23 protein-coding genes are annotated in these 24282 nt (G+C 56.3%); 7 read left to right on the top strand and 16 right to left on the bottom strand.

All coding sequences use genetic code 11. The features are described 5' to 3' along the window. Window positions 1-117: 117 nt before the first annotated feature. Window positions 118-480 (top strand): hypothetical protein, encoded by a 363-nt coding sequence (locus tag GGD67_RS26135; protein WP_179736848.1) that lies wholly within the window; start codon window positions 118-120, stop codon window positions 478-480. A 16-nt stretch (window positions 481-496) separates the two neighbouring features. Here the strand turns inward: GGD67_RS26135 and GGD67_RS26130 are convergent, their stop codons facing one another. The 5 genes from GGD67_RS26130 to GGD67_RS26110 all read right to left on the bottom strand — a co-directional run bounded on the left by GGD67_RS26130 (window position 497) and on the right by GGD67_RS26110 (window position 6754). Further along, window positions 497-1132 carry a hypothetical protein gene (locus GGD67_RS26130; protein ID WP_179736846.1) on the bottom strand — a complete coding sequence of 212 codons (636 nt, stop codon included), beginning with the start codon at window positions 1130-1132 and terminating at the stop codon, window positions 497-499. After that, window positions 1119-4199, bottom strand: coding sequence for an N-6 DNA methylase (locus GGD67_RS26125; RefSeq protein ID WP_179736844.1), 3081 nt, complete (start codon window positions 4197-4199; stop codon window positions 1119-1121). Before GGD67_RS26125 ends, GGD67_RS26130 begins: the two co-directional genes overlap by 14 nt. 338 nt (window positions 4200-4537) lie before the next feature. Next, a complete protein-coding gene (locus GGD67_RS26120; protein ID WP_179736841.1) occupies window positions 4538-5818 on the bottom strand; it encodes a type II toxin-antitoxin system HipA family toxin in 1281 nt (426 codons plus the stop codon). Continuing rightward, entirely contained in the window at window positions 5808-6146 is a 339-nt protein-coding gene (locus tag GGD67_RS26115) for a helix-turn-helix transcriptional regulator (protein ID WP_027562245.1), read from the bottom strand. The genes GGD67_RS26120 and GGD67_RS26115 overlap by 11 nt, the downstream gene beginning before the upstream one ends. Window positions 6147-6523: 377 nt before the next feature. Next, complete coding sequence (locus tag GGD67_RS26110; RefSeq protein ID WP_179736839.1) at window positions 6524-6754, bottom strand: hypothetical protein; 231 nt, start codon at window positions 6752-6754, stop codon at window positions 6524-6526. Window positions 6755-6932: 178 nt separating this feature from the next. Between GGD67_RS26110 and GGD67_RS26105 the strand changes: the two genes are divergently transcribed. Continuing rightward, window positions 6933-8039: a hypothetical protein gene (locus tag GGD67_RS26105; protein WP_179736837.1), complete on the top strand. Its 1107-nt coding sequence runs from the start codon at window positions 6933-6935 to the stop codon at window positions 8037-8039. Window positions 8040-8089: 50 nt separating this feature from the next. Next, entirely contained in the window at window positions 8090-8401 is a 312-nt protein-coding gene (locus GGD67_RS26100) for a hypothetical protein (RefSeq protein ID WP_179736835.1), read from the top strand. A gap of 295 nt (window positions 8402-8696) precedes the next feature. Here GGD67_RS26100 and GGD67_RS26095 read toward each other — a convergent pair whose 3' ends face one another. From GGD67_RS26095 to GGD67_RS26070, 6 genes are all read right to left on the bottom strand, one after another. Continuing rightward, on the bottom strand, window positions 8697-9965 hold the full coding sequence (locus tag GGD67_RS26095; protein WP_179736833.1) for a DUF2130 domain-containing protein: 1269 nt from the start codon (window positions 9963-9965) through the stop codon (window positions 8697-8699). Continuing rightward, complete coding sequence (locus tag GGD67_RS26090) at window positions 9962-10168, bottom strand: KTSC domain-containing protein (RefSeq protein ID WP_179736831.1); 207 nt, start codon at window positions 10166-10168, stop codon at window positions 9962-9964. The genes GGD67_RS26095 and GGD67_RS26090 overlap by 4 nt, the downstream gene beginning before the upstream one ends. 3 nt (window positions 10169-10171) lie before the next feature. Then, entirely contained in the window at window positions 10172-11968 is a 1797-nt protein-coding gene (locus tag GGD67_RS26085) for an ATP-binding protein (protein WP_179736829.1), read from the bottom strand. Next, entirely contained in the window at window positions 11965-13188 is a 1224-nt protein-coding gene (locus GGD67_RS26080) for an SIR2 family protein (RefSeq protein ID WP_210286643.1), read from the bottom strand. The genes GGD67_RS26085 and GGD67_RS26080 overlap by 4 nt, the downstream gene beginning before the upstream one ends. 401 nt (window positions 13189-13589) lie before the next feature. Next, window positions 13590-13742, bottom strand: coding sequence for a hypothetical protein (locus GGD67_RS26075; RefSeq protein WP_179736827.1), 153 nt, complete (start codon window positions 13740-13742; stop codon window positions 13590-13592). A 1267-nt stretch (window positions 13743-15009) separates the two neighbouring features. Further along, window positions 15010-15714 carry a hypothetical protein gene (locus GGD67_RS26070; protein WP_179736825.1) on the bottom strand — a complete coding sequence of 235 codons (705 nt, stop codon included), beginning with the start codon at window positions 15712-15714 and terminating at the stop codon, window positions 15010-15012. Window positions 15715-15984: 270 nt separating this feature from the next. Here GGD67_RS26070 and GGD67_RS26065 point away from each other — a divergent pair, with 270 nt between their 5' ends. Next, the gene (locus GGD67_RS26065) at window positions 15985-17256 is read left to right on the top strand and encodes a DegT/DnrJ/EryC1/StrS family aminotransferase (protein WP_409411370.1); all 1272 of its coding nucleotides are present in this window, start codon (window positions 15985-15987) and stop codon (window positions 17254-17256) included. Window positions 17257-17312: 56 nt separating this feature from the next. Here GGD67_RS26065 and GGD67_RS26060 read toward each other — a convergent pair whose 3' ends face one another. Then, complete coding sequence (locus GGD67_RS26060; RefSeq protein WP_179736821.1) at window positions 17313-18206, bottom strand: hypothetical protein; 894 nt, start codon at window positions 18204-18206, stop codon at window positions 17313-17315. A 283-nt stretch (window positions 18207-18489) separates the two neighbouring features. Next, window positions 18490-18939 (bottom strand): NUDIX domain-containing protein, encoded by a 450-nt coding sequence (locus GGD67_RS26055; protein WP_179736819.1) that lies wholly within the window; start codon window positions 18937-18939, stop codon window positions 18490-18492. A 36-nt stretch (window positions 18940-18975) separates the two neighbouring features. On the opposite strand from GGD67_RS26055, the gene GGD67_RS26050 reads away from it, so the two are divergent. Together GGD67_RS26050 and GGD67_RS26045 are read left to right on the top strand one after the other, a co-directional pair. Beyond that, a complete protein-coding gene (locus GGD67_RS26050) occupies window positions 18976-19572 on the top strand; it encodes an AAA family ATPase (RefSeq protein WP_283814145.1) in 597 nt (198 codons plus the stop codon). After that, a complete protein-coding gene (locus GGD67_RS26045; protein WP_312013779.1) occupies window positions 19499-20740 on the top strand; it encodes an FAD-dependent monooxygenase in 1242 nt (413 codons plus the stop codon). Before GGD67_RS26050 ends, GGD67_RS26045 begins: the two co-directional genes overlap by 74 nt. 91 nt (window positions 20741-20831) lie before the next feature. Here GGD67_RS26045 and GGD67_RS26040 read toward each other — a convergent pair whose 3' ends face one another. Next, window positions 20832-21815 carry a hypothetical protein gene (locus GGD67_RS26040; RefSeq protein ID WP_179736813.1) on the bottom strand — a complete coding sequence of 328 codons (984 nt, stop codon included), beginning with the start codon at window positions 21813-21815 and terminating at the stop codon, window positions 20832-20834. Between the two features lie 615 nt (window positions 21816-22430). Between GGD67_RS26040 and GGD67_RS26035 the strand changes: the two genes are divergently transcribed. Further along, on the top strand, window positions 22431-22880 hold the full coding sequence (locus GGD67_RS26035) for a hypothetical protein (protein ID WP_179736811.1): 450 nt from the start codon (window positions 22431-22433) through the stop codon (window positions 22878-22880). Here GGD67_RS26035 and GGD67_RS26030 read toward each other — a convergent pair. Both GGD67_RS26030 and GGD67_RS26025 read right to left on the bottom strand, forming a co-directional pair. Then, on the bottom strand, window positions 22864-23058 hold the full coding sequence (locus GGD67_RS26030) for a hypothetical protein (protein ID WP_179736809.1): 195 nt from the start codon (window positions 23056-23058) through the stop codon (window positions 22864-22866). The two genes, GGD67_RS26035 and GGD67_RS26030, sit on opposite strands and share 17 nt — an antisense overlap. A 193-nt stretch (window positions 23059-23251) precedes the next feature. Beyond that, window positions 23252-24282, bottom strand: a 1031-nt coding sequence (locus tag GGD67_RS26025) for a thioesterase domain-containing protein (protein WP_246790855.1), incomplete at its 5' end; no start/stop codon positions are given.

The following is a 24282-nucleotide window of genomic DNA, read 5'->3' as shown; positions in this document are numbered from 1 at the left end:
CTAAGCAGCGCGATATTTTCGTTAACGAGTCAAGCAAGCGATTTGATGACCATATCGCTCGTGTCGACGACACGATTCTAAAGAATCCTGAAAGCGCAAATAGCTGTCGAGCGTTGCATGATTTCGATTTTAGACGCGCGAGGCAAAGACCCAAAGCACTATTACTACACTTCCGACAAGATCAAGGAATGTAAGAAAATTGAACCGCCTATCGTTGGCAAAGAGATTTGGGACCTCTTTGAGAAGTGCTGTAAAGTTCGCAATGAGCTCGTTCACTCGCTCGACGAGGCCCTAGTAAAGGAAAAGAGCGATATCGTACGCGAAGCATACCTTGCCCTCACGGAGAGTGAGGTTCACAAGCAAAGCATTCGTGACATGAACGACATGCAGCTCGTGACAAGCGCCTTTTATTACTGCGGCATGAACCTCATACTCGCTGACGACAATAAAGCGGCTAGCTCGGAATGTAACTCTCCGTGATTTACATGCGGGCCGGTCAAGGCCAACCTAGGAGAGTGTGCCGCACTTCGATATCGTGCCCCGCCGCGCACTGATGTATTGTGAAGAACCGAATGGGCTTCCCGGCTTTTGCCGGAGGATGGTCGGCTGATTTTAGGCTGATGAACTTGGAGCGCTGAAGTGCCTTCTTGAGCCGCTCATGCGCGAATATAACTTGGGCATCCATTACATACCCAATCATCATTGCAAGCGGCAGGCCATTGGAATATTGGCCAGTGACGAAACGGGTCAGGCCATCGCGAACGTATTCATGTGCGAGCGCACGTGTCTTCTTTTTGTATGGTACGTTTAGACGTTTGCACTCGCAGGCAAGATAGACGTCCTCGTCATCGCCAATAGTTAGCACGAAGTCGATCTTGCTGCCGACCTGCAACAATTGCTGGGCGTTTTGCGCCAGCAGCGGATATTGCGGTACGATGCGCCCTGGAAAGGCTTTGGTGCGGATCAGCGCGTTGACAAGATGGTTAGTGATGAAATCCTCGTGCGTCATCGCACCTTTGGCGGCCTGCAAGGGAGTAATGCAGGTCGGCCATGCTGTTTCCACCGCCGCAGCCACGCGATCTTCCAAACTGATGAAATGAGGAAGCCAATCCTCCGGATCACCCGTGAGCATGCTTGGTAACCTTGCTGGCTTGACGGGCCACAGCAGCGCTAAGCTCCGCTGCGATCTGTTCGGCGTCGGCCAGGGCTGTCGCGCGCAGCCAATGACGGACCTGCATTGGCTTGACGAGATACATGTCGCTACCGATCACGAACCGCAGATCAGGGACAAGCTGCACGTTTCCGGGCAAACGCACTGGTAAATGGTTGGCGATGCTAACCAGGAAGGGGTCAAGCTCGGAGGCGTTGCTCTCGGCATAGGCCGAGGATAATCCCGACGCGGCCCCAAGCGTCAGCTTAAGAATAGCGATGTCATTGGAGCGTGCAGCGAGTGCGGCCGACAGGCGCATATTGAACCACGGCTTAAGCGCTTCGCAGAGCGTCGCAGCATAAGCGCTCCGCTGCTCTGCCCGGCTTGTGTCCCAAATGACCTGAAGGCCAGCATTGCGACGGGGCTGAATGGCTGGAAGGATATATCGGGTTGTATCCTGAATCAGAGCAGCTTCGGCGGCATCGAGGCCATAGTAATCACAGACGAGCGGGTCGATCTCGTCGAGCGCGTTACTCTGAGTTTGTAAGAGCCGCGATGCTTCCTTTATTTCGCGGTCCATCAATGCGACGATCCGCTCAGCAGCTTGCGTAGCGCGCGCTGGATCGGGCATCGCTTCGGGCTTTGCGAATGGCAGCTTCAGCAATTCGTTCTGATGAATTTTCGCGCGATCGGTGCCAAAATTCGCCGTCTCATGAAAGTAGAACCACGCTGCGAGACTGCTGTTCAAAACGGCGGTGAGAAGCTTTGCGGTCTTGCGCTCGACGAGCGGAAAGACGACCGCTTGGAGCGAGTCCTCGAAGCACAAGCCCTGTTCTGTGTAGGCAGCGCGCAGGCGCGGCGATGATCGCTCAAGGCCTTGCGGAATGAGGATGTGCGGGCCGCCAAAGCCCGCAGTGAAACCAGCACGACGCACCGTACTGGTCCGCCACGGCTTCGCATCGACACGCGGAAGCGCGATCGGCTGAAAATCCTTTGCTGCAAAATAGGGAAACTGGCGCACAGCAGCCGACGAGGTGGTGGTACCCTTTGTTGTATCGTGTGCGGGCTGAAATCCCTGTCCAATGCCCCAGGATTTTGTACGGCTGAAATCCTTGCCGGCAGCCTTACTTTCGACGATGAACGACGACAGCGGCGACAGCGTCTTGACGTATTGCAGCAGGCGTTCGTCCGGGCTCCGCGCCCAAAGCTTGCGCTTGAACACCGCAGGATCGCCTTTGACTTGGTCCGAACGTAAGTGCGCTCGGTCGGCGCGGCTCAGCGTCATGGTGCGCTTGAGCCGCAAATTGAGGTCCGCTTTGGGGACCCAGTATTCGAAGCGGTATGGGTGTTCCTCTTCCGCCTGCGGACGATAAAGCGCAAGCGCCGTCGGCCTGTTGGCGCGGTCGAAGAGCTGAAAGCACAAATCGGAGAGGTTGACGATCCGGTACACCCGGGCCTTCTGAAAAAATAGTTCAAGCGCCTTCAGACTACCGACATTGTGCAGCGTTCCCATGGCGGGCAGCAGCAGTGCGACCAGACCGTCGGTCCTGACCACGCGCAGGGACTTCCAAATGAAGCACCACGCAATGTCTTTCGCTGGATGTGGCAGCTTTTGTGCGTCGGCCCAAGCCTGCGCCGTCGTCTCCTGCCCTGCACGCCCCTTCCAAGGAGGATTGCCAACCACCGCATCGTAACGTCGGTCGTCCGAGCTGCTGAAAAAGTCCTCGCAGCGCAGTGTGTGGCCAAATAGCGTCGGTAGCAGTTTCCCCTTTTCGATCAGCGCATCGAGATCACGCGGATTGGAGTGTTCCAGCAGCGCGATATAGAGCGAGAAAGTGGCGACTCGCACCGCGGCAGCGCTGATATCCGCGCCGTGCAGTCGCCGCGCGATGGCAGACAGTTCTTTCCATGTCGCAAAACGCTTATCGGTCGCGCGACAATGCGCAGCGACCAGCCTCTGGAACAGTCGGACGAGAAAAATTCCCGAACCACATGCCGGATCGAACAATACACCTTTCTTCCGTTGTGGGTCCGTCAGCTCATCCCATACTTGGTTGACGGCAAAGTCGGCCAGAAACATCGGCGTATAGTAGGCGCCATCGGCGTTCTTCTGTTCGCGCTCCTCGTTGAGAAAACGGTCATAAACCGCGCTGATCAAGGCGATCGGCATGAATTCGAAATCATAGCCAAGAAAACGCATCTGACCGGTGGCCATCTCCACCTTGCCATGGCGGAAGTCGGCGAGCACCCGAAGATGCGCGGGCTTCACCTTCGGCGGCTTCGTCTTACCGAGTTCGAACGCACACGGCGCGAGAAAGACATCGCCGTTGAACGCGTCTTTCAACCAAGCGAAGAGCGCCTCGAACGGCGCGGTGGAGCGGCAGGTCAGAACTTGCTCGAAATTGGAACAGGTCTTGTCGGAGATAGCTTCGAAGCGCTCGGCGCGAACGATTTTGCGGTCTTCCAAGTACGCAACGAACATTGACTGCATCAGAAGCGCCTGCGCGCCGTCGGCTCCGAGATCGCCCTTGAGCGCGCTAAACGCCGCAATCAGGTTCTTCAGTAGAACCGTGTCGACACGCTGCGCCGGATCGAAATGGGAGTCGTGTGCGAGCCAAAACCGACCGGACTCCGCCGAGTCAACAAGCTCTCGCAGCTTAAGCGCGTCGGCTACTAGCCGCAGTGTCTCGATCAGGCGCGGATCGCTCTTTTGGTTGGGGTCGCGCGCGAAGGGACGGTGGACGAGCGAAAACGCAAGAAGCTCATCCTCGCGGACGACGAGTAGAAGACTCATCAACCCCTGATTCCACAGGATACGGTGAACGTGGTCGACCCGCTCCGGAGCTGGGGTATCTTCTCGCAAGAAGCCGATGGTTGGCACGCCCTCGATACAGAACACGCCTGCAAGGCTGAGATCGGTCAGCGCGAAGCGGATCGCTTCGGCATGCGGACCCGGCGCGATGTCAGCGCCTGGTTCGTAGAATTCAGGCGTCTGCCGGCGCGAAAGCGCCAGCGCCTCCTTCCATTGGAGCGACAGACCCGGGTTCACGGCGATGGACTTTCAGCAAGGGTTGATCCGACCATGGCCGCCAGGACGACGACAACGGCCAGAGTAAAAAAGCTAAACCTACAAAAGGAACAAATCAAGAACAATCCAATGGCTGGGGTGCCGGACAGTGCATTGTCACGATTAATTATTCGTAAACCATAATCGCGCCCTTGGAGCCGAGGACCGGCGTGACGCCAAAGATTATCTAAACCGGCGGAGCTACAACAATGGCCCAAAAGACCCCGTCTATCGTGGCAGAGCTGGGCGCCGACGCCGATCCGTTCATGCTGCACCTCTATGCCGCTCTGGCCCGGAGTTCCGATCAGATCAAGATCGAACTAGCTGATCAGGCTCGTTATGGCCTGCGGCGCGCCAATGAAGGCGTAAGGATTGAGGAACTGGCGGCGCCAAAACAAGTTTCGATCCACTTGTCCAAGCGCGGCTTCGTCACAAACCGCCGACCAGCGATCCTTGATGGTCTTGATTTGATGCACGACAATCGCGACGGCATCCGCCTCGTTGAGAAGAAACGATGGCGCGCCTTTCAGGCAGAGCGCAATCTGACTGTGTCGATCGTGGCCCAATATAAGCATCGCTTGCGTCGCCTCGCCGCCCGTGCGGCTTTGCGGACAAATATCATAGGCAGGTGTGAGCGTCAGATTCGTGCCGTCCCAGAAGGCTGCGTGATTTCGGGCATGGTCATCCGTGTTGCCGCAGAGCACGTTGAAGACAATGCGCGAAAACAACTCCCGTAGCGTCTCCTTGGGTTCCGTAAAACGGTGGCGGATGGTCGTGGCGAGCTGTTCGTAGCTGGCGTAACGGGCCATCATTTCGTCCAGCTCAAGCAATGTTAGGGCGGATACCATGGCCTTGCGGTACCATCCGCCGGTAGCCTTCGCACGATCGAAGCGCTCGATAAGGAGGATGTCCTTGCCCGCCACGCGTTGAAGGCTCACAGGCGCGACGCGAAGCCCGGCCGCCGCGGCCAGGCGCATTGCGATGAATTCCGCCTTCACCACGCTATAGAGGTCGGTTTGCGAAGAAAACTTCGCGATGAATTTCTTGTCATCGGAGTTAATCGTCGCTTTCGGGCGCGCCCCGCCAATGGAGCTACCGTGGAAAAGAGCCCGGTCGAGCTCGGGCGTCAGCGGCGTTCCTTGTTCGACGAGCGCCGCCGCATTGAAGAGCTCATCGAGAGAGGCGCCCTCGCCTTCACGCGCGACATAGGCTGAGGGCGAGGGTTGAAAATCGAGCGCGCCGATGCGATCCGACCCTGACTCGAGGAGAAAGGTCAGCTCATCAAGGCTGCCCGCGTCAATTTCCTTTCCGCGGGCGCCGAACTTCCGATTGAGGATCACGCGCCGGCCCCAGGCGTCGGGAGCGCCGTCGCGAATACAGTTCGGCATGTTCAGACCCGCAAGAAGCGGAAGGATTCCGCTCCGCAGCGGCAATTCGGGCTGGTAAAGCGCAATGGCGTCCTTGCGCTCGATATAGCTCCGTCCATAGTTGAACAGGAGCTGTTCGCCACGCGCCGACAGAAGGCCTGCAACAACCGGTTTCGTCTGGCCCGGTAGCCAAGTCCAGACATAGGCCTCAGTGAATTTGGGATCAGAAGTCATCCTTGACCTCTTCACCCCGCCGGGCACGAATGGATTTAGGCAGAAGCGTCATGACTTCGCGATTGCTTTCGATCGCCTGAGACATTGTCGCCTGCTCGACGTCGAACAGCCTGACGCCGACAATCGCAGCGACCTCAAAGACAGCGCCGATGGTGGATCGCGGGTCGCCTGCCTCTATGCGCCGCAGCAGCCCGCGCGAGATCCCTGCCCGCTCCGCGACGTTGAGGGTGCTCATCTTCCGTTCGATGCGGGCCTTGCGCAGGAGCTGCCCAAGCAGCACCGCAGCATCGGCTGCATAGGCAGAAATGGGATGATGGATCTTAGCCATGGTTCATAAATAGATCGTCACACCCTTCGTGGATCATATATAGACCAAGGCCGCAAAAGTTTCAACTGGGCTGATGCATAAAAAGATCAGATCGGCCCTTATGGTCCATTAATGGACCGTCCTTCAGAGAAACTGGGAATTATCAAGGAGCTGGCGAGGACGCCCTTAATCCCAGATCTCGCCTCGTCCAAGCTTCCCACAGGAGATTTCGCATCTAAAAGCGCGGCAGATTGCGGAATCGACCTCGGGAACATAGCATGAACGCAAGCGATTGAAAAACGTTCATGGCAGACACATCCGGCGACTTTGAAATTGAGCCTGAGTTCGAACCGGGACCGAGCCGCATGTGGCTTGTCGAACTCGCCTTCTGGCGCCCTTCAACGCTGGCCGACGATGAAATGGAATCCTGCTTTCCGGACCGAGATGGAAGATGGAGCAGCCAAACCAAGGCTGCCGTTCTCAGACATGGTGCGAAGGGTCTCGACCTCAATCAGAATTGGGCTCTTGTCGAACAGAATTGGTTCTGTCCCGTTTGCCGGCGCAGCAAAGTCGATATCTTCCGCCTTTCCAGTCGCGGTATTCTGCTCGCCAATTTGGAAGAGCATCACGATCAACCTGCGGGACTACGTGGGGCGTCGAGGGCGCACGTTGTTCGGGGACCGCTGGACCGTAGATCTTCCGCCAGGATGTGGAGAAATAGCCGATACTGTCGAACACTTGGTATCCAGCTTCCCTCGCGAGCTCGTCTGCTCGGAATGTAACGCCGCCGACGGCAAGGCAAAGCTCATGATGAAGGGCGCCATTCCGGCGTATTTCAGCTTTTCGCCCGCCGAAATTCGCACGTTTATCGAGCCGGTTGCGAACGCGGACCACCGGGTCCTCGAGGACCGCGTTGAGAAGGCCTGGGAAGCCTGCGCGCCCTCGCTAAATGCACGTATCGCTTTGATCGATCAAACGTTGAACATGATTCATTCCGGCGCGCTCTACCGGGAAAGAGGCACATCGTCCTTCCGGATGTCTCAACGTCAATTCGAACCGCAATTCCAACTTTACAAGGCTTTTCTTCGGGAAGCCGATCGTGATGAACGCGGTCGGGAGCTGACGCGAACGATGGCCGAATTCGTTGCACGCTCGGTTCAAAAACACTCGCCCGTCCTGCCCCCGCGACCGCGGCGCGAGGCTCATGCAGGCGCGGCCCCGACGGACAACGAGTATGCAGCCTATTGCGATGTCGTCTCGCCCCGGCGCTGGCGTGAGGCTAGTGAAGATTGGGCATGCCCCGTTTGCGGTCGAGGAAAACGGGCGCTCATTCGAAAATCGGGTAGTGGAAAATGGGCGGGCGGGATTCGGGAGCTGGTCGAACCCATTGAGGAAACGGACGCGATTGCGGTAAAACATCGGCGGCGAACTCTGCCCGGGTTCTCGCATGCCTTCATCATGAAAGGATCCCAATCGGTGCACATCTGCTCGGATTGCGCCGACATCATCCCGCGGATCAAGTCGCGGCGTCGTGATTTGACCGACATTTACTTAAAGCTGGATGACCTGCGATCGTGCATTCAAACCGCGACGGCGCATCTACCGCATGAAGTGGATTGGGAAGAGGTCGCGCGCCGTGCACAGTCGAATCAAGCCATCGCATCAGCCTGGGATGCTTATTGGAAGCATCGATACCTCACGTCCCGCCTTCGCCATATCTTCCGGGTCTTCGCGAAGGAAGGCGGCGAGGCGCGCGGGCTTGAAGAGGCAGCCGAAGAGCTGATGTTCGTTGCAGAGATTGACGAGAAATCCGAGGCCCTCCATCTGATCCGATGGTTCCTTCAGGAGGATGAGCATTTCGGTGGTGAGGAAGCGCGCCGCAAAGCCGAATATCATGCGCGGAAAGCAAGCTGAACTTAGCGGGAGCGCTGGAAAGAGTTGTCCATGCCGTCAAGGAGGATTGCGTGAGCCTGAATGATCCATCTCAGATTTTTTATGTTGCGAATGTGCGTGTGCCAGGCGGCGGAAACAACATCTCGCTGGACGAGGCCGATCTAGAGCGGTACCGCACCGATCCCGACGGCTTTGCTGCCGAGCAGTTTGGTCTGTCGAAGATCGAATATATTGAATGGGTGGAGGTAGACGGTACGCCTCTTTGCTCACATCGGACGAAAGGGGGCGATCTTTGTCGCAATGCAACGAGCCGCTCGCAACAATCCGCCCGCGCTTGGAAGGAAGCGCATCGAAAATTCCAATGCTCCTCTCACCGAGCCTGAGTCTACATGATGCGCCCGCATGCTTAGGGTGATAAGGGACTCACATCGTTAACCGCGAGTAGCCGATTATTCGGCAACTCGCGCGGCGCGCGCGATCATCCTGGGCGTTGGTTCGATCCTGCGCGCGCGCAGCCTATTCCGCCAAATTATCCGGTGCGAAACTACAGGTGCATTTCAGCCGCAACCGGCTTCCGAGCGTGTTTTCCAGTTCAGCTGGGCGATCGCCTGACTACTGCTGACAGCCAATCGCCACACCGGCAAGCGGAAGAGAGAGCAAAATGGCCGGCAATACGTGTCAGTCGTCTTTGTTTTCGATCAAAGGCATTTCCAAAGCAGGTATTTCCTGCAGTGCGCGCCCTGCTATGCCTTGAAGGTCGCCATACATTCCGACCGTCGAGTCGATGACACCTTGAATCTGCGCTTCACGCTTAGCCCAAAGACGCGTGGTCGTCTTCCGTTCGCGATTTAGGTCCTCTTGCATTTCAGAGAACCGCTCAACGATGGCTTCGACGCGATGGCGGAACCGGGGGCCAGTCAGATACTGGTACACGAGCTCCGTTTTGGTTTGCTGCCCATCCTGAGACAATCGGGCGGCAGCGAGCTCGATCAAGGATTGACGTAGTACAGCGGCCACGGGGAGCACAAACCGAGGATGCGCAACCCAAATGCCCTCCATCAATTCGAAGCTCTCAACTCCCTTCGGCAAGACCTCAGATATGAGTAGCGCCAGCTCCGCCTTCGCGGATCGCCGATCTCCGCGCAGCTTTGGCAGCCAGGAATCACTCCAATTCTTGGTTCGTTTTGTCTCCCATAAAATTGCGCCGCAGGCCTGCCCCATCGGGCCGACCACGCGTTGTAACAAGTCACCCCCGAACTCGCCTTTAGCGACGGGCTCGAGCACATCAAGCGGAAATCGCCCTCCTAAGAGAGCCTCTAGCTGCAATTCGAGGACCTCGCCCTGCAACTGTTGTGACCCCTGCTCGGCTTTGCGCCTCAACTCCTCAATCTGCCGCTGCATCGACAGGATCTGTTCTTCCTTCTCAGACACCTTCAACCGAAGACCGTCTTCGGCGTCTTTTTTGGCTTGCTCGCGAATAGCGCCAAGTGCTTCCTGAACTCGCTTCTCGACAGAGAGCTCGAGTTCGCGCTTGGCGTCGTCAAGCTCGCGCCGCTTGCGCAACAACTCGACCTGAGCGGCCTGCGCCTCGGCTAACCTTGTATCTCGTTGGGCGAGCACATCTTTGAGCTCTGCTATTTCCTTTGCCTGAGCTTCAATATCCATTGTCAAAGCCAGTTTGGCCTTGCGCGCCTCGTCCTGCACAATCGCTTGGCGCTGGATCTGCAGCTTTTCTGCAACCAAGCTGTCGACGCTTTCCTGCGCCTGCTTGACCGCTGCCTGTTCGGCGCGAAGTTCCGCCTCGCGCTTAGACAGCGCGGCGTCCTTGTCGGCAATTTTCTGCTCATACTCACGTCTCGTTGCTGCGATCAGAGGCGCGGCCAGCGATTCGGTAAGCTTGATTTCAGTACGACAGCTGGGACAGGTTATCGTGGCATCGAGAGTCATGCGCGCTCGGACGGATAATTATCCCTAATGTTGGCATTAAAGTAGACGCCATGAGAATTCGCCGCCATCAGCCGCTCGTATTCAAATGCTGGGACATTGTAGTAGCGATACACACCGGTCTTGAACTCGACCTCAAGGGTCGAACTATCTTCATCATAGCCCACAGAAATCAGATTGGTCGAATTTACAGGTTGGCGCTCCATTATCTACTTTCCTTTTTTTCCATTCTTCCATTTTGGATTCTGCGCGCGCCAGGGGCCGCTGAGATTCACGTAGTCTTCTTTTACTCTCGGCTTGGCCCAGGCCTGCGCAACTCGCGGATCTTCGCTGCTTGGCCTGGCATCTTCAGGCGGCAATGTTATGCGGCAACGGATTGGTAGCTTCGCCGCCTCTCCGGCAATGATGGCTTCACCGGTTCGCAGAACGGGCAAGCTATCCATAAGGCCGCTGAGGCTATCAGGCAGGGCGGATTGAACTTTGTTGCGATCGCCTGTGTTGGAGAGCCGCAGGGCAATAAAGGTCCCACATTGAGAAAGGATGGTGTCGTCGATCTCTGACGGCCGTTGACTGACAATCATGGCGCCGACACCAAACTTGCGTCCCTCTTTGACGATACGCTGAACCATCGCCTTCGCAGGACCATCGGCATCCTTGCCGAGATATCGGTGCGCCTCCTCCATGACGACGAGTAAAGGTCGCTGACGGCCGCCTTCAGGGGTTTCTCGTCCCCAAAATAGCGCTTCATACAGAATATTGAGAATTCCGCCGACAAGGTGATGAAGGACACCGCTTGGTATGCCCGAGAGGTCAAGAATGCTGATCGGCTTCTCCGCGCCAAGCCAGCTTTCTAGTAGCTCTGGTAGGTCCTTCTTTGCTTGATCGCTAAGAGCGGGCTCCCAGTCTCCGGGATGAAGCATGAAGTCGTACTGACGATCGAGCAATCTCGATTTCATTTGATCGAGCTGCCGCCGAATTGAAAGGACACCTGTTTTGTTGGCGAAGGGCGTCGTATTACCTGGACCCGGCAAGGGATAGATCGGAGCGGTCAGCTTCTCTGCGTCACCCGCCTTCTGCATTGCAGAGTTAACTTGCGTGTTCTCCTTCCACGTCTTTATTTCCGGGTCTATCAGATCAAACCACAGCTGCTTCAAACTGAACGGAACCGGGGTATCGAACGTAAGCGAGTTGACGTCGATGCCGTCAAACTTTCCATCCTTGGCCAGTTGCAGTTTTTTCGCAAAAATTTTGTCCGTAATGGCGGTAAAGGCAGGGTCACTGAGCTTTCCCATCATAAAGGCCAGCAACTCAGTCGTGTCCGTGGCCCAGTACGGAATGAGTAACGGTTTTTCGTCGTCGGATGGGGAGACACGAAAGACATGCGCGACGTTTTTCAGCGCAGTCGCATACTCCCCATGAATATCGAGGAGCAGAATCCGCGTGCTTGGAAAGCCGCTCTTGCCGCTCGGCGAATTGACGATGGCACGCAGAAGACTCGCGATTGTTGTCGATTTTCCGGAGCCGGTCGACCCAAGCACGGCGCTGTGTCGGGTCACAAGACGATCTAAGTCGATGCGAACTGGGATGCTCTCAGCTCCTGCGAGCCTACCGATGACGACTTGGCCCATTTCGGCCGCACCATAGATCTTCGCGAGATCATCCTCGGTGACGAGATGCACCTCATCGTTGATCGCCGGGTACTGGCTGATACCTCGTTCGAAAGCCGTATCGACAATTTCGCCCACGAGCTGGATCGTCGTCCATCGTTCTCCGCGCGAGTTCAAGTTCTGCGCGGCCTCCGGTGTCGCTGTCGCACCGACCTCTGCGATGATGCCGTAGAGATCATGGTAGCCTTGCGGGATCCGAACGAAACTACCGACTTGGCCAACGCGATAGCTGCGTCCACCAATGATGGCTATGCCGGATGCCACGCCCTCGAACTGACGGACGCTGATGGTCGCGCCCGAGACCGCGCCAACATGCCCAAGTAGGGTCGGTGCAATCATGCGGTCGCTCCGCTCGCTATTGCCGGAGCAGCAGCGCCGCCAGGTACGATTGCAGCGGGCGTGGCAGTGAGAGCTTGCATCGAACGTGATGCTGCGAAGAACCGGCCGAAGGCCTCAATCGCGCCCAACGTAAAGCGAGCCGGCCCACCCGAGGCCGGAGCCGACCAATAGGTTGCTCTAATCGGTCCCCAGTCTTTGCTGGGAAGTTCGGTCGAGACCTGCCAAGGCCCCTCGATGCCGTTTACCACCGCCTTGTCGGGAGCATAGACGCTCAGATTGGGACGGCGCCTTGCTAGGTCGCAAGCGGCAACCTCATCGGCAAGGGACTTATACTGAAAGGCGAAGACGCTTGCCGATGGATTGGCCGCCAGACCTTCATCTATACGAGCTGATACATGCGCATCCGCGTAGGAAAACCCAATTGAAATGAGGAGGGTGTCGGGGGTCGCCAAGAAAGCGCGCAAACGATCAAACAACGCTGCATAAGGCGCTTTTTGAGTCTGATCGTACTTGAGATGCTCTGGAAAGACCAAATGGGTCGCCGCGTTACTGCCGGTTCGGATCACTTCGTCCTTGCCGCTCGCCTTCCAGCCGAGAGAACCATGCAGCTTCCAAAGTCTTGTCCACCGCGGCGGAAGGTCATTCCCGGCGACAGATACGGGATCGAAAAACGGCTCTCGTCCACCCGTAAACCCGTCGAAATAAGGGGCACGAACAGCCTCAAAGGCCTCCTCGAAAAGCAGATCGTAGTTCGTGGTGAATATCTCAACGGGATGATCACGAGAAATCCCCGTGATCCAGTTGACGAGGTCACTGTAGGCGCTTCCGTTCGTCGGAAGCCGCACATTCACGATTTTTCCGATTTCGGCGCAGATGTCCTCGCCAAAGGCTTTGAAGCCGTCGCCATCGAGGCCATGTATCTTTGACTTTCCGATGACTTTGCTAAGAGAGCGGATCCGCGACAGAATCGTCTCAATGTCTTGCTTGTCCAACTCAGCCTTGAGTGAGCTAATTTGGCTGCCATATTTCGGCGTCAGCGTATCAAGAACGAGCTTCGTGAGCCCTTCGACGGCGGGAATGAGAGGGTAGCTACCGTCATCCTTGGCGGTGCCCGCCCCTGCGCCCGCGCCGACTAACAGGCCGATGCGTTTTCTTCCCTGCGCGACAATAGTCCGCAACGCGGCCATGTATTGGTCTGGATTATGTATGCTGATGCTCAAAGCGGCTCCCGTCGTACAATTTCCACGAGTATTCTATTTCCGAGCCCCTGATATCACGCAACCGATTTTGAGCTGATGACGTGTGGATAATCTCTCGCGAAAAAGTGCGATAATTCACCCATCGACTGCCTACGGGCTTTGTTGCGGCGAGTAGCACACATAGGCCTCGCCGAGGATTGCCGGTGCACACCGGCTGCCTTGCCCACTCCACCAAATCGCAGCACGACTGAGAACTTGAGCCTCAGACTAATAAAGGGCTGCCGGTCTTAGACCGGCAGCCAAGTCAAGGGAGGAAACGCCCATGTGGGCAGCGGTAGCGAGACCACCGCAAGGTACCGCCGACAAATCGGCGGATCTCGAAAGATCAAAGCTGGACGAGCCATCTTCGCAGCACATGTAATTCAACCGACGCTGCATTTGAAGAAGAAGTTCTGCACGAAACGTACAAAACTGCGCAACGCGGTGACCGACTTTCCGTTGAACTTTTGGTAGCTGATGATTTTCTGCTGTCCGTCGCATAGAAGCGCCCAACCACCGTTCAGGAAAACAAGCATTCTCCGGCGCCACGACGAGACTCGCGACCTGGCGGTGAACGAGGAGACTTTCGAGTTGTCTTACTGCGAGGATTTTGACCGCTTCTTCGAATTCCCGGAGGTCAGTCACTTCCACTTGCGGCGCGCCATAAGGTTGAGAGCAGCAGCATCCTGCTTGCACCGCTTTGAGCGGTCCGCACCTCGAGCATTATTCGGACTCGCTGCACTGTGCGTGCCGCTATCGACAGAGAGTGTAGTTCTTCGGCGGAGATACAGCGCGGTTCGCAGTCAGGCGGCAAAAGGAACGGGTATTGAGGATGTCTGTTTAGCTAGTCGGGGCCAATGGGCTGAGGTGATGCTCACAAGCAACGTGAGAGTACCTGCATCCTCAAAATCCAAAACCGAGCTGCCGCGACTGTGCTGAATTGAGCTTCACGCCTTCGATCAATTGTCGAAGACGAGATGACTCTTGTTGTGGTTGTAGTCGAGTACGAAACAGTCGATCCCGCAATCGTCTCCGCCATCAGTGATGTACTGGTCCGCCTCGAGAATTGAAATTCCGAACAGCCGGCTAAGGACTAGTCGTTGGAATTTGACGGTTCGAGGCTCGTCGAATTCGCCCGTCGCGGAGAGCTTGCTCTACGGTGGCCAAATCCAAGCGACTGGCTGAGCGTGAACCACCAGAGATCAGTTTCAGAGTTGGCCGACCCATAAGCCCCCTAGCCGACATTCCACGCATAGGCAGCGGATGTCGCCATTTGGTTTGTTGTGCCTTACTGCATTGCTCAGCCTCGAATCAGCAGCCGACAGCGTAACGGAACAAAATCAAACGCGCGTAGCCCAAAAGCGACTTATCCGCGCGAATCTGTTCGCGTTCCTGATGCGTCCAACTGGGGAAGAAGTGATCAGATGAGAGGCGTCGAAGCAGAGGCCTTGTCCGGCTCACTGTGCGTGCTCGTCAAAAAGGTGGCAAACGCTGCGATCGGCGGGAGGGGGAAGCGAAGATCCAGGCTTTGCTGGATAAACATTGAGATTCATTTTGGACGTCTATGTGCTCGAGTGTCCGTACGACGCCGACCCGGACTTCCAACGCCAGATGGCTCGATCTTGTTGAAACTCAGCACGCGAAGGAGACTGTGTCGCGAGTGGCCGAAAATCAAATTGAAGCCGATCGACCGAATGAAGCCGGTGTAGAAGCAAGATAAAGGCGGCCCTTTGGCCGCCTCAATCTGCTGAAGATGCCCGTGTCGAGACCGGCATGCGATCGTCTGAGTCCGCTTCAAAGCGTCTAATGCTCAGCGACCTCGCCGCGAGCCGGTTGCGACTTCACGGCCGAAGGCTCCCCAAGCAAATACATGCATAGCTGAGGCAGCGTCACCCTATATTCATTGGCGAATATAAGTAACCGAGCCCTCAATTCGCGCGGCATTCTGATTACCCAATCATGCTTCTCCGAAGCCGCAGGAGGTTTAGCAGCCACGATCATCTTGCGAACTTCGACCGAGGGCATATCGAACGCCCGTTGGTCCAGGCGCGGAAATTCTCGCTCGATCAACTCAACGCAGAAGGAGTTGAGACTAAGCGCGCTGTCCTTGGATCGGTTCGCGACCTCACGGTGCAATGAGGAAGCCGTACTTAAGCCCACCTGCACGACGGGCGGAGGCGGCTCCTCCTTGGCGAAGGCCATCGGAACGTCACCTTGCTGTCCTATCGAAGCGATGAACGACTTGGCCTTGTGGGCCGAAAGCCCTTTCACAAGCTCATGCGCGTGGAATTGGAAGTCAGCGTAGGCCCCGTCCGGAAACTCACCAATCCCTCTAGGGACCCAACCAGGTGCAATCGAATAGTAGAAAATGTGCGTACCAGATTTTTGATCAAACGAGTAATTCACTTGCTTTAAAAGCAACTCCAGTAGAGCTTCGTGAACCTTTGTTGGGAGTGGTTGCAACCGGGTTTCGTGAACCTTCGTCTCTTTTTGCAACCGTGCTTTCATCTGACAAATTCCGACATGAGGGTGCCCCGCTTTCGTAACTAGACATATCAACTTCTAGCAGAGAATCACGAGGCAATCAACAATTACAGACCATCCAACTCGGCGCTTATATTTTCGTTCCCGACAATGCAAGCTCTTTGCGGACCAAGGAGTAATGCATTGATAATGCACGTCAATTTTCAATCATGGACTGAGTGGGCGCCAACGCCTTGACTCGCCTGGCGTTAACCACATATCAACAGGTATCACTCTCTATCGCGAGGGGTTGCAGTGCTTGCGCTTCACGGTGGCTCAGCGGTTCTAGACCAACCGGGCCCGCATTTCGTGTGGCCAGTTGTAACCGAGCAAACACGCCGAGCGATCAACCGCCAGCTCGATCGAACTGTGTCGATCTATGATCGAAGCGGCATCTTCAAGGAATTCGAGGATGACTTCGCGCATTACCAAGGCGCGCAATACGCGCTGGTGACAAACTCCGGGACATCTGCCCTCTTCGGGATTTACGAGGGACTTAGCCTTGGGCCAGACGATGAAGTCATTTGCGCCGACTACTCGTTTTTCGCTACATCTGGCCCCCTGATCTATTTGGGGGTGCGGCCGGTCTTTTGTGATGTGGACGGCAATGGAAATCTTGATCCTGACGAATTGGCCCTTCTGATCTCGCCTCGAACCAAGGCCGTCATCGCGACGCACATGTGGGGCGTTCCGTGCCAGATGGACAGAATCGGTGAGATCTGCGCTCGCAACGGAATTGCACTGATTGAGGATTGCTCACATGCGCATGGGGCAAGGTTTAAGGGACGCCTCGTTGGCACCTTTGGCATCGCGTCGGCCTGGAGTTTGCAGGCGCAGAAGCTTGTTACGGGAGGTGAAGGCGGCATCCTGACGACAAATGACCGCGAGATCTACGTGCGGGCGCAGTTGCAGGGTCAGTACAATAAAAGGTGCCGCGAAGAGATCGACAAGAACCATCCGCTCTATGGTTATGCTTTGACGGGCTTCGGTCTGAAGCTGCGCGCCCATCCGCTGGCGATTGCGATGGCTGCAGAGCAATTCGGCAACTTGGAGCGATGGATCGCTCAGAAATCCATCTACGCTGCGCGTTTCGACAATGCGCTTCGCGAGTACGAATTCATTTCGATCCCGAAGACAGTGAACACCTCACCTAGCTGGTACGCTTATACGTTCCGTTTTGATCCGGCAGCTGCGGGCATCGAGCGCGAGTTGTTTGTTAAAGCGCTCTATGCAGAGGGTCTTCGGGAAATAGACATTCCGAACTCGATGAGACCTGTGTCGGATCTGCCGCTTTTCTCCGCTCCAGAACAGGCAATGCCACGGCTCCGTCACTTAGCCCCGGTGGAAGGACGAACGAACCGGACCAATCCAAATTCACGCAACTATTGGGGGAGTGCGATCAAACTCCCGGTATGGGCCTTTCCAGAAGATGAAGGTTTGGTTCTGAAATACATTGATGCGCTTAAGAAGGTATGTGACGCGATACGCGCAGGGGAGTTCAGGAATTCAGATGGCCAGAAGGCCTGAATCTGCGTCACCATTGACGGGGTGCGTGTCCCGGGCACGGCTCAGTTGAGCTCGTCTCAGGGCGAGAGGAGGAATGGTCGGCCTGGATCGATTGCATGACCTGGCGTGTCTTCTTTGTTGGCGTAGGTGCGCATCAGCCACCTGCTTTGGCCGCCAATCTCACCTCCGACAAGCCCGCGGCCGTGCAGGGCCGTCCGATTGTTGACCAAGAGCACACTACCAGGCGAAACAACTATGCTTTCGAACGAATTGGCAGCAGCTTGCCGCAAGGATTCCAGAGCCTTGACCGCGGCGGGATTGTCCGGATCTGCGACGATCTTGCTATGGCTGAAGCGGATCGACCAGCCTCTCATAGGATCGAAGCTGGTGATCGACGCATCCACGAGCGTGTGATTGATTTTGAACGTGTTCTGGGTGCCAATCGAAAAATGCGGTTTCTGCAGCTCGCTGATGTCGGCCGCGTCCATTTTGTCCGTAATGGCATGCATGGGAGCAAGAAAGGTAGGAACACTATCGGGATTTCGATATCCGACAAGGACAACGACGTCGGGTGACGGCGAAATAACATCGCCGGCTTTGAATTCACTCGGGAAAGGGAAACTGCAAGCATCCGTATGGCCGCGCATCTTGGCGCGTGACTTCTCTGCAAGCTTTCCTTGGCCCGGCAAGCCGGTCAGATTGACGAACAAGTGACCATCGTTCTCGCAGCGATAGGCCACCGGCTTATGCTTGATCGCATCGATCGCCGCCAAGGCGGCATAGGCGCCCGGCCACCAGCAATCGTCGCCCGTCGGGGCTATCGTTTGCGGGGTATCGGGAAGTCCGCCGGCATCAAAGAAGTTCTCTATGAGAAGCCACGGATAGGCGCCTTGACTGAATTTCAGACACGCATCACGGAAAGCCTCGTCAGCAACCCGTCCGAGCCGCGCTGAAGCGGCCGTCGTCGCCATATCTGGATCGACAGCCGGATCCGGCCTGAGAGCTCCATTGTTGCGGTCACGTGATTCAGATGATCGTCGGAGAACTACCTTCAAGAAAAGATTTCCCTTAGTTCAAAACGGCATAATATTGACACAACTATATCGAGTTGAAAAGCTACAGCACACCTAAGCGTCCGTTTCGGACGCTGGTTTCTGCCAACTTTTCCGAAGCGATATTTCGGTTTCGCAAACGGCGCGACTTCGAAAGAAGGGCGAGCGCAGCCAGCTCTTCTGGGGGCCGGGCTCGGCTAGCCTATCGAGGAGCGACCTTTTCCAGACGATCAAGGGCCTCCAGAACAGAATCATAGATAAATTGATCGCCTGGCTCGCGATTTTCCTTGAGCCGCTCGATATTTGTCCGGTCGACCCAGAGCACCTCTGAGACCTTGGCAGTCTCAAGAGACGGTCTTTCAAGCTCGCCATCAACGGTCACGATGAACTGGCGCTCCTCGTACTCCGTTCCGTTGATGGACCAAGGCTTGACGGTGAGCTCTTCTATGATCGTTCTGAGTTTCCAACCGGTCTCTTCCTCGATTTCTCGGTTCAGCGCAGCGAGCACGTCTTCGCCTTCATCAACATGACCGCCGACGAGGTCCCAGCAACCGGGAAAGAGTCGACGGGTCATCGTGCGCTTCTGCACGAAGATCCGTCCCAACGAGTCCGGGATTAGCGCGCTTGCGACTATTTGCTTTTTGGATGCCATGTTTCTAATCTAACGTGTGGTAGAAAAAATGCCAGTATGACGAGTCTCAACGATGTTCTAGACCGATTTCGACCAGGCCCGCCGAGCGGGGCAATTAAGCTCAGCGTACTGGGGGCACCGGGGATGGGAAAGTCGAGTCTCACGGTGCGTCTGTCCGAGGCTCTTGGAGTGCCGCTCATTGCTGAAATTGCTCGGGACTTCCATTCACGTGGCCGAGCTCTTGGCCCTGACAGCAGCATAGAAACGCAATTGTTGATGATGCTGGCGCAGATCGCGGTGGAGTCCAAACTCGTCCACTTCGTGGCCGACCGCACTGTCTATGATCCGATCATCCATGTAGATGCTGTCGCAGCTTACAATGGCACGCCCCGACCAGACCTGGCTCTCAATTGCATGGCCAACTATCTCGCGAACGGTCACGGCGCCAAATATTCGGAGGTGTTCGTGTTGATCCATGCCGATGTGCACAAGCAGGATAGCGTACGTGAAACGGACCCACGATACGTCTCCCTCGTCCATGAAAAGACTCTCTATTGGCTGAAGGCCTTGAACGTCCAGCATGTCGTCGTGGAGGGCGACATGGAATCCCAGTGGACGCAGGCCCGCAAATTGCTTGGCTGCGATGGCAAATGATTACGATGTCGTTGTCGTTGGAGGACGTTGCGCGGGCGCGCCGCTCGCAATGCTCCTTGCTAGGGCGGGGGTGAAGGCCTGTGTATTCGAACGCCATGCATCTCAGTTTGAGATGAGGTCAACCCATACGATTCAGCTTGCCGGCGTTCGGCTATTGGATCGATGGGGCGTATTGCCGAAGGTCAAGCGGCTCGGCGCTCCACTTCTGACGAAAATCCACATGATCATTCATGGGGTATCGATTTCTGGGCTGCCCTGGACGGCGACGGCCCAACTTTCCAGTACATGCGTGAAACGAGGTCCGTTCGACACTTTACTGGGAGAGCTGGCGATGGAAGCGAATGCCGAGGTGCGCTATGAGCATGACGTGCGCGCCATGGAGTTCGAGAGCGGCCGATGGACTGTTTCGGCATCCACGCCGGCAGGTACTCGGACGGTGGCTGCCCGTTTTCTTGTAGCCGCCGACGGCATGATGTCGAGCGTGGCATCGCGACTCCAGGTCCAATACTCAATGTTTCGTCGTTCGATCACTTTCACGCTCTACAAGTATGTACCAAATACGGTCCAGAGTGATTGCTACATCCTTGTGGACGAGTGGGGTGCCCAAGCCTGTGTTCCCACCACAGACGGAGACATGATCTACGTCATTCAGAGACCGGCGGCCCTCTTCGACAGTTTCAAGGCTGGTCCCCAACGTTTTCTGCGCGAAGCGGCAACTCGAATAGCAAACTTCGTCACGCTCCCGCCCCAGGCCACGCTCTGTGAGGGCTTCCGAAGGGCGTTGAATCAGCCATCGTTCATTCGCGCCATGCCAGACACCGGGGCGTGTCTCATTGGCGATGCTTGGTCTCACAAGGACTCGGTCACCGCCCAGGGAATTACGGATGCCCTTCTTGATGCCGATTTGCTGGCAGAGCTCATTATTGCACGTCCCCACGTGGACGCCCGCTTCGAGCAGGAGCTCAAGCTCCAGTGGGCTCAGCGCACGGAATTATATACGGGTGAAGTCGAGCGAGCACATAGGCTTGCTGGATTTCTGCCTGCAACCCCACTGCAGATCGAAGAGTTGCAGATGATCGCCAGAAATCCCGAACTGAGTTCGAAATTTCTCGGGCTCGACGCCAAGACCTATTCCGAGAAGGACTTCCTCAAAGACCTGACAGCTTGATGCCAACCGTGCTGCGACGAAGATGTCGCAGCACGTCGTTGAGAAGAACCATCTTGCGGAAGCGCCTCTTCCATCCCTTGAATAATTGGCGCTAGCGAGCAATGCGCGGGTGCTCTCCGGGATGGTCGTCGACCCGAAGGTTCATGATAGAGGCCGATGGCGAACACGGATTGGCATCGCCAAACTGCACCACGTTCTGGACTGCGACCGATAATTGGAGTGAAAAGTCGAGAGGCTTCGGCGGAGGTGCGCTGGTGATGGGATTGCAGCTTGCATCCACGCCTCCAAACGGCTGATTACCCTTCAGGTCTCTGAACCAGAGCATCTTCTGAGCGTCCGTTGTACAGGCGTTCGAAAATGTAATGGGCGCCGACGGCAATTGGGCGGTGCTGTGACAGCTCAAGCACCCCGAAATCGGATTGTCGACCGGCCCGTTAGCGCGCCCCGCCCATCCCAAATGGGAGGCTGCGTAAGCAGGCGCCTGGTCCGAGATCGTGGTTTCGGTCAGCTTCTTGCCTGCTTGCTGATCAGCGGGTGTGAAGCCGAAGTCATTTCCCCATGAAAGGCCTACGGGCCGGAGCCTCCGCCACGGGGACGTATCAGTTGCATTGCTGTCAAAAGCAAAAGTCCCGAAGACCCACCCGGTTGGCGAGCGACTATCCACCGCGGCGACGTCCATCTGCATGAGGCGCATGGTTTGGGGGCCGGCAGCTGTTCGGATCGTCCACTGCGGAGCACCCGACAAGACGTCAGAACCCTGGAAGTCATTCGCGGTAACGTCGCTGAACAAGATCTTGAAGGTCATTGCTCCTTGGGCGAATTGAGCCTTTGCCAGATCGGGCGAGGCGCCGCCCAAGACCTGTCCGATCGTGACGGCACCCGCTGCATTGTAGAAGCCGACCGCATAATTGTGAATGGTCACTCCTTGCTTGAGACCGAGCTCCGGTCCGGTGACAGAACGTTCTGACGTCAAGCCGCGCATCGGCTCTCGTGCACGGGGTCCGAAATTCATCAGCGGCATGTGAAACCAGGGCCGAACGTTGTTGGCTTCCGGCTTGAAGTCGGCATCGATCATGCCATCAAATGCATAGTCTCGCAGAGCATAGAGGTAAGCATTGGCGCCCGTCACTCCGTCCTTGAAGTCGATATTCGACCACGGTGCGTCGTTCGCCGGGACAGCCGTAGGGTACGATTGGGACAGTTTGAACCACGGACCAGCGCTCGGTACCATCGCTGATGGCGTGACGAAGTCTGGGAAGACCCCGGTGCATTGCGCAATGAAAGGTGCCGGCTCAGGAGCCGGAGCGCCCTTCCCTGTCACCGACAGGCAAGTCGATCCGGGAGCACAACCGCTTGCGGCATGTCCATGTGTCGGAGCAAGGCATGTCATCGTGGTCGCAAAAAGGGCGTTGCGAAATATACGACTTCCTAAAAGTTGAATAACGCGCATGAGCCTCTTTCCTCTAATGACGCACAATTTTATTTCGATACAATTACAGCGGGTGCCTGCCTTTGCAAGCCCGAATTGATTCGCCGGTAAGCTTTCGGTCGAGCTTGGGCGTAGGCCTGACCTTTAAAGGGAGGATCACGATCGTGTTCTGTACGAAACGTACGGTGCTTCTCCTCTTTGCGGAAAGCGCGCAGGCGCAGACTGCAACGTCATCTGCTTATTTGACGGGTAGATGGACAAGTGACGACGCCGCTGTCCTTCTCTGAACCCGATTTTCAGGCACTTCCTCACACATCGATCACCGTCACGGATTCGGCCGGGGAAAATACGACCTATTCAGGAGTTGATCTGGCTGCCCTTTTGAACAAAGCAGGGGTGCCGCTCGAGCAAGATCTGAAAGGTGCCGACGTCGCAAAATATCTCCACGTTCAGGGCGTTGACGGTTTCGTCGCGATTATTTCTCTGCCCGAGTTTGATAACGGCACCTTCCTGGTGGCAGATGCTCCCCATTGCCGAGCGGGACCGGTCCTCTCCAGGTCATTTCACTTCAAGAAGGTCGTCGTAGCCGCTGGGTCAAACAACTCAACTTGTTGCGGATCATCAAATCTTCACCGCAATAGCCGCACCAGCGCGAGGGCTAGTCACTCGCGCCCAATCCGGGCGGCCTCACGAATTACTCTCCACGCATGAGCCAGACGAACACGGTCGAATAAAGCGGGTCGTCCCGAATACAAACCTTGCTCAGGGACAGTACGTCTAGCCGGTGTTCGTCGGCGGCGCGCTTGATCGATGCTCCGTTGATATATGAGTTATCATGCTCTTCCGCGTCGATAAAACGCGCGCTCCTGACCCAGTCGGCACCGATCATGTAGCCGTCCTCAGCGAGTTGATCCGCCGGCCACGATCCCGTCACTGCCAAGCGCGTCTACCGGCTGATGAAGAAGGGCTTGTTGCTGGCCCGGCCACAGGGCGCTGCAGCGTCATTGCGTACGCGACCAATTTTGTTGCCATCCAGGAGCGCCATGAGTTCGCTCCCTTCTGAGAAAGGTCTTTGGATCTATTCAACAGTCCCCGATCAAGGCCGTTGAAATGGCTCGAGCTAGAACTCGGCGGTTTTTTGGATTGCTCACCATTGTCGCGTGGTTGCCTGGAACCGGTACGGCACGGATAGCCCCAGCATTCACGACCCGGTCCCAGCCCTGGTTTGGCAAGTCGCTACTGGGTAGTTTGTCAGGTGGCACCCAACGACTGACGAGAGGCTCACTCGCATAGAACTGATGTATTTCAATCGCAAGCGACGGAACGCAATACGATTGTAGCGCGCAGTGAAATGTCGCGGCCCTTTGATACATCGAAATGTCATTGTGAAGATCGTGATCTGGAGATAACGCTCCCATTTTCTGCGCCTTTTCAAGCAACTCAGAGATGGAATATTGTTCGGAGTCGCGTTCCAAAACCTCGTGATACTCATCGCGCAAGATTCCACAACGATCCAAGACAAATTCTCGCGCCAAATTCTTCAGTGATCTGTTTGAAGAAGCCGCAGGTAGACTAACATCAATGAACGCCATGAATGACACAACTTCATCAATACTCAGTAATTGCTCGGCAATTGCATAAGCCAGGATTGCACCTGATGAGTATCCAGCAAAGCGGTATGGGCCACGTGGCTGGATCTGTTTAATCGCAAGAATCCCTTCCGCGGCCATCGCCTTAAGAGTCGGTGGACGAACGTCATCGAAAGGGGGCCATGGCAGAGCGTAGACCGGGCAGTCTGCATCCATTTCCGCTGCCAAACCGAGGACATACGAACAATCCCCAAAACCTGTGGGGACAAAGAAGAGAGGTGGCTGCGATCCGGTCGCTCGAACGGGAATCACCGCCGTGTTACTGGGCTGCACCTGCAAACGAATCTTCGATGCAAGCTCCTTCAGAACAGGGGCTCGGAAGAGGTCGGTGGCGCTAAAACTCAGCCCAAGATGTAATGCTCGACTGAGCATCTGCACGGCCAGAAGCGAGTGGCCGCCCAGTTCGAAGAAGTGGTCGTTGCGCCCGATGCGCTCGACACCAAGGAGCTCGGCCCAGATCCGCG

It is taken from the genome of Bradyrhizobium sp. IAR9, from assembly GCF_013408065.1.
Lineage (GTDB): Bacteria > Pseudomonadota > Alphaproteobacteria > Rhizobiales > Xanthobacteraceae > Bradyrhizobium.
This window is presented reverse-complemented; position numbering and strand designations above follow the sequence as displayed.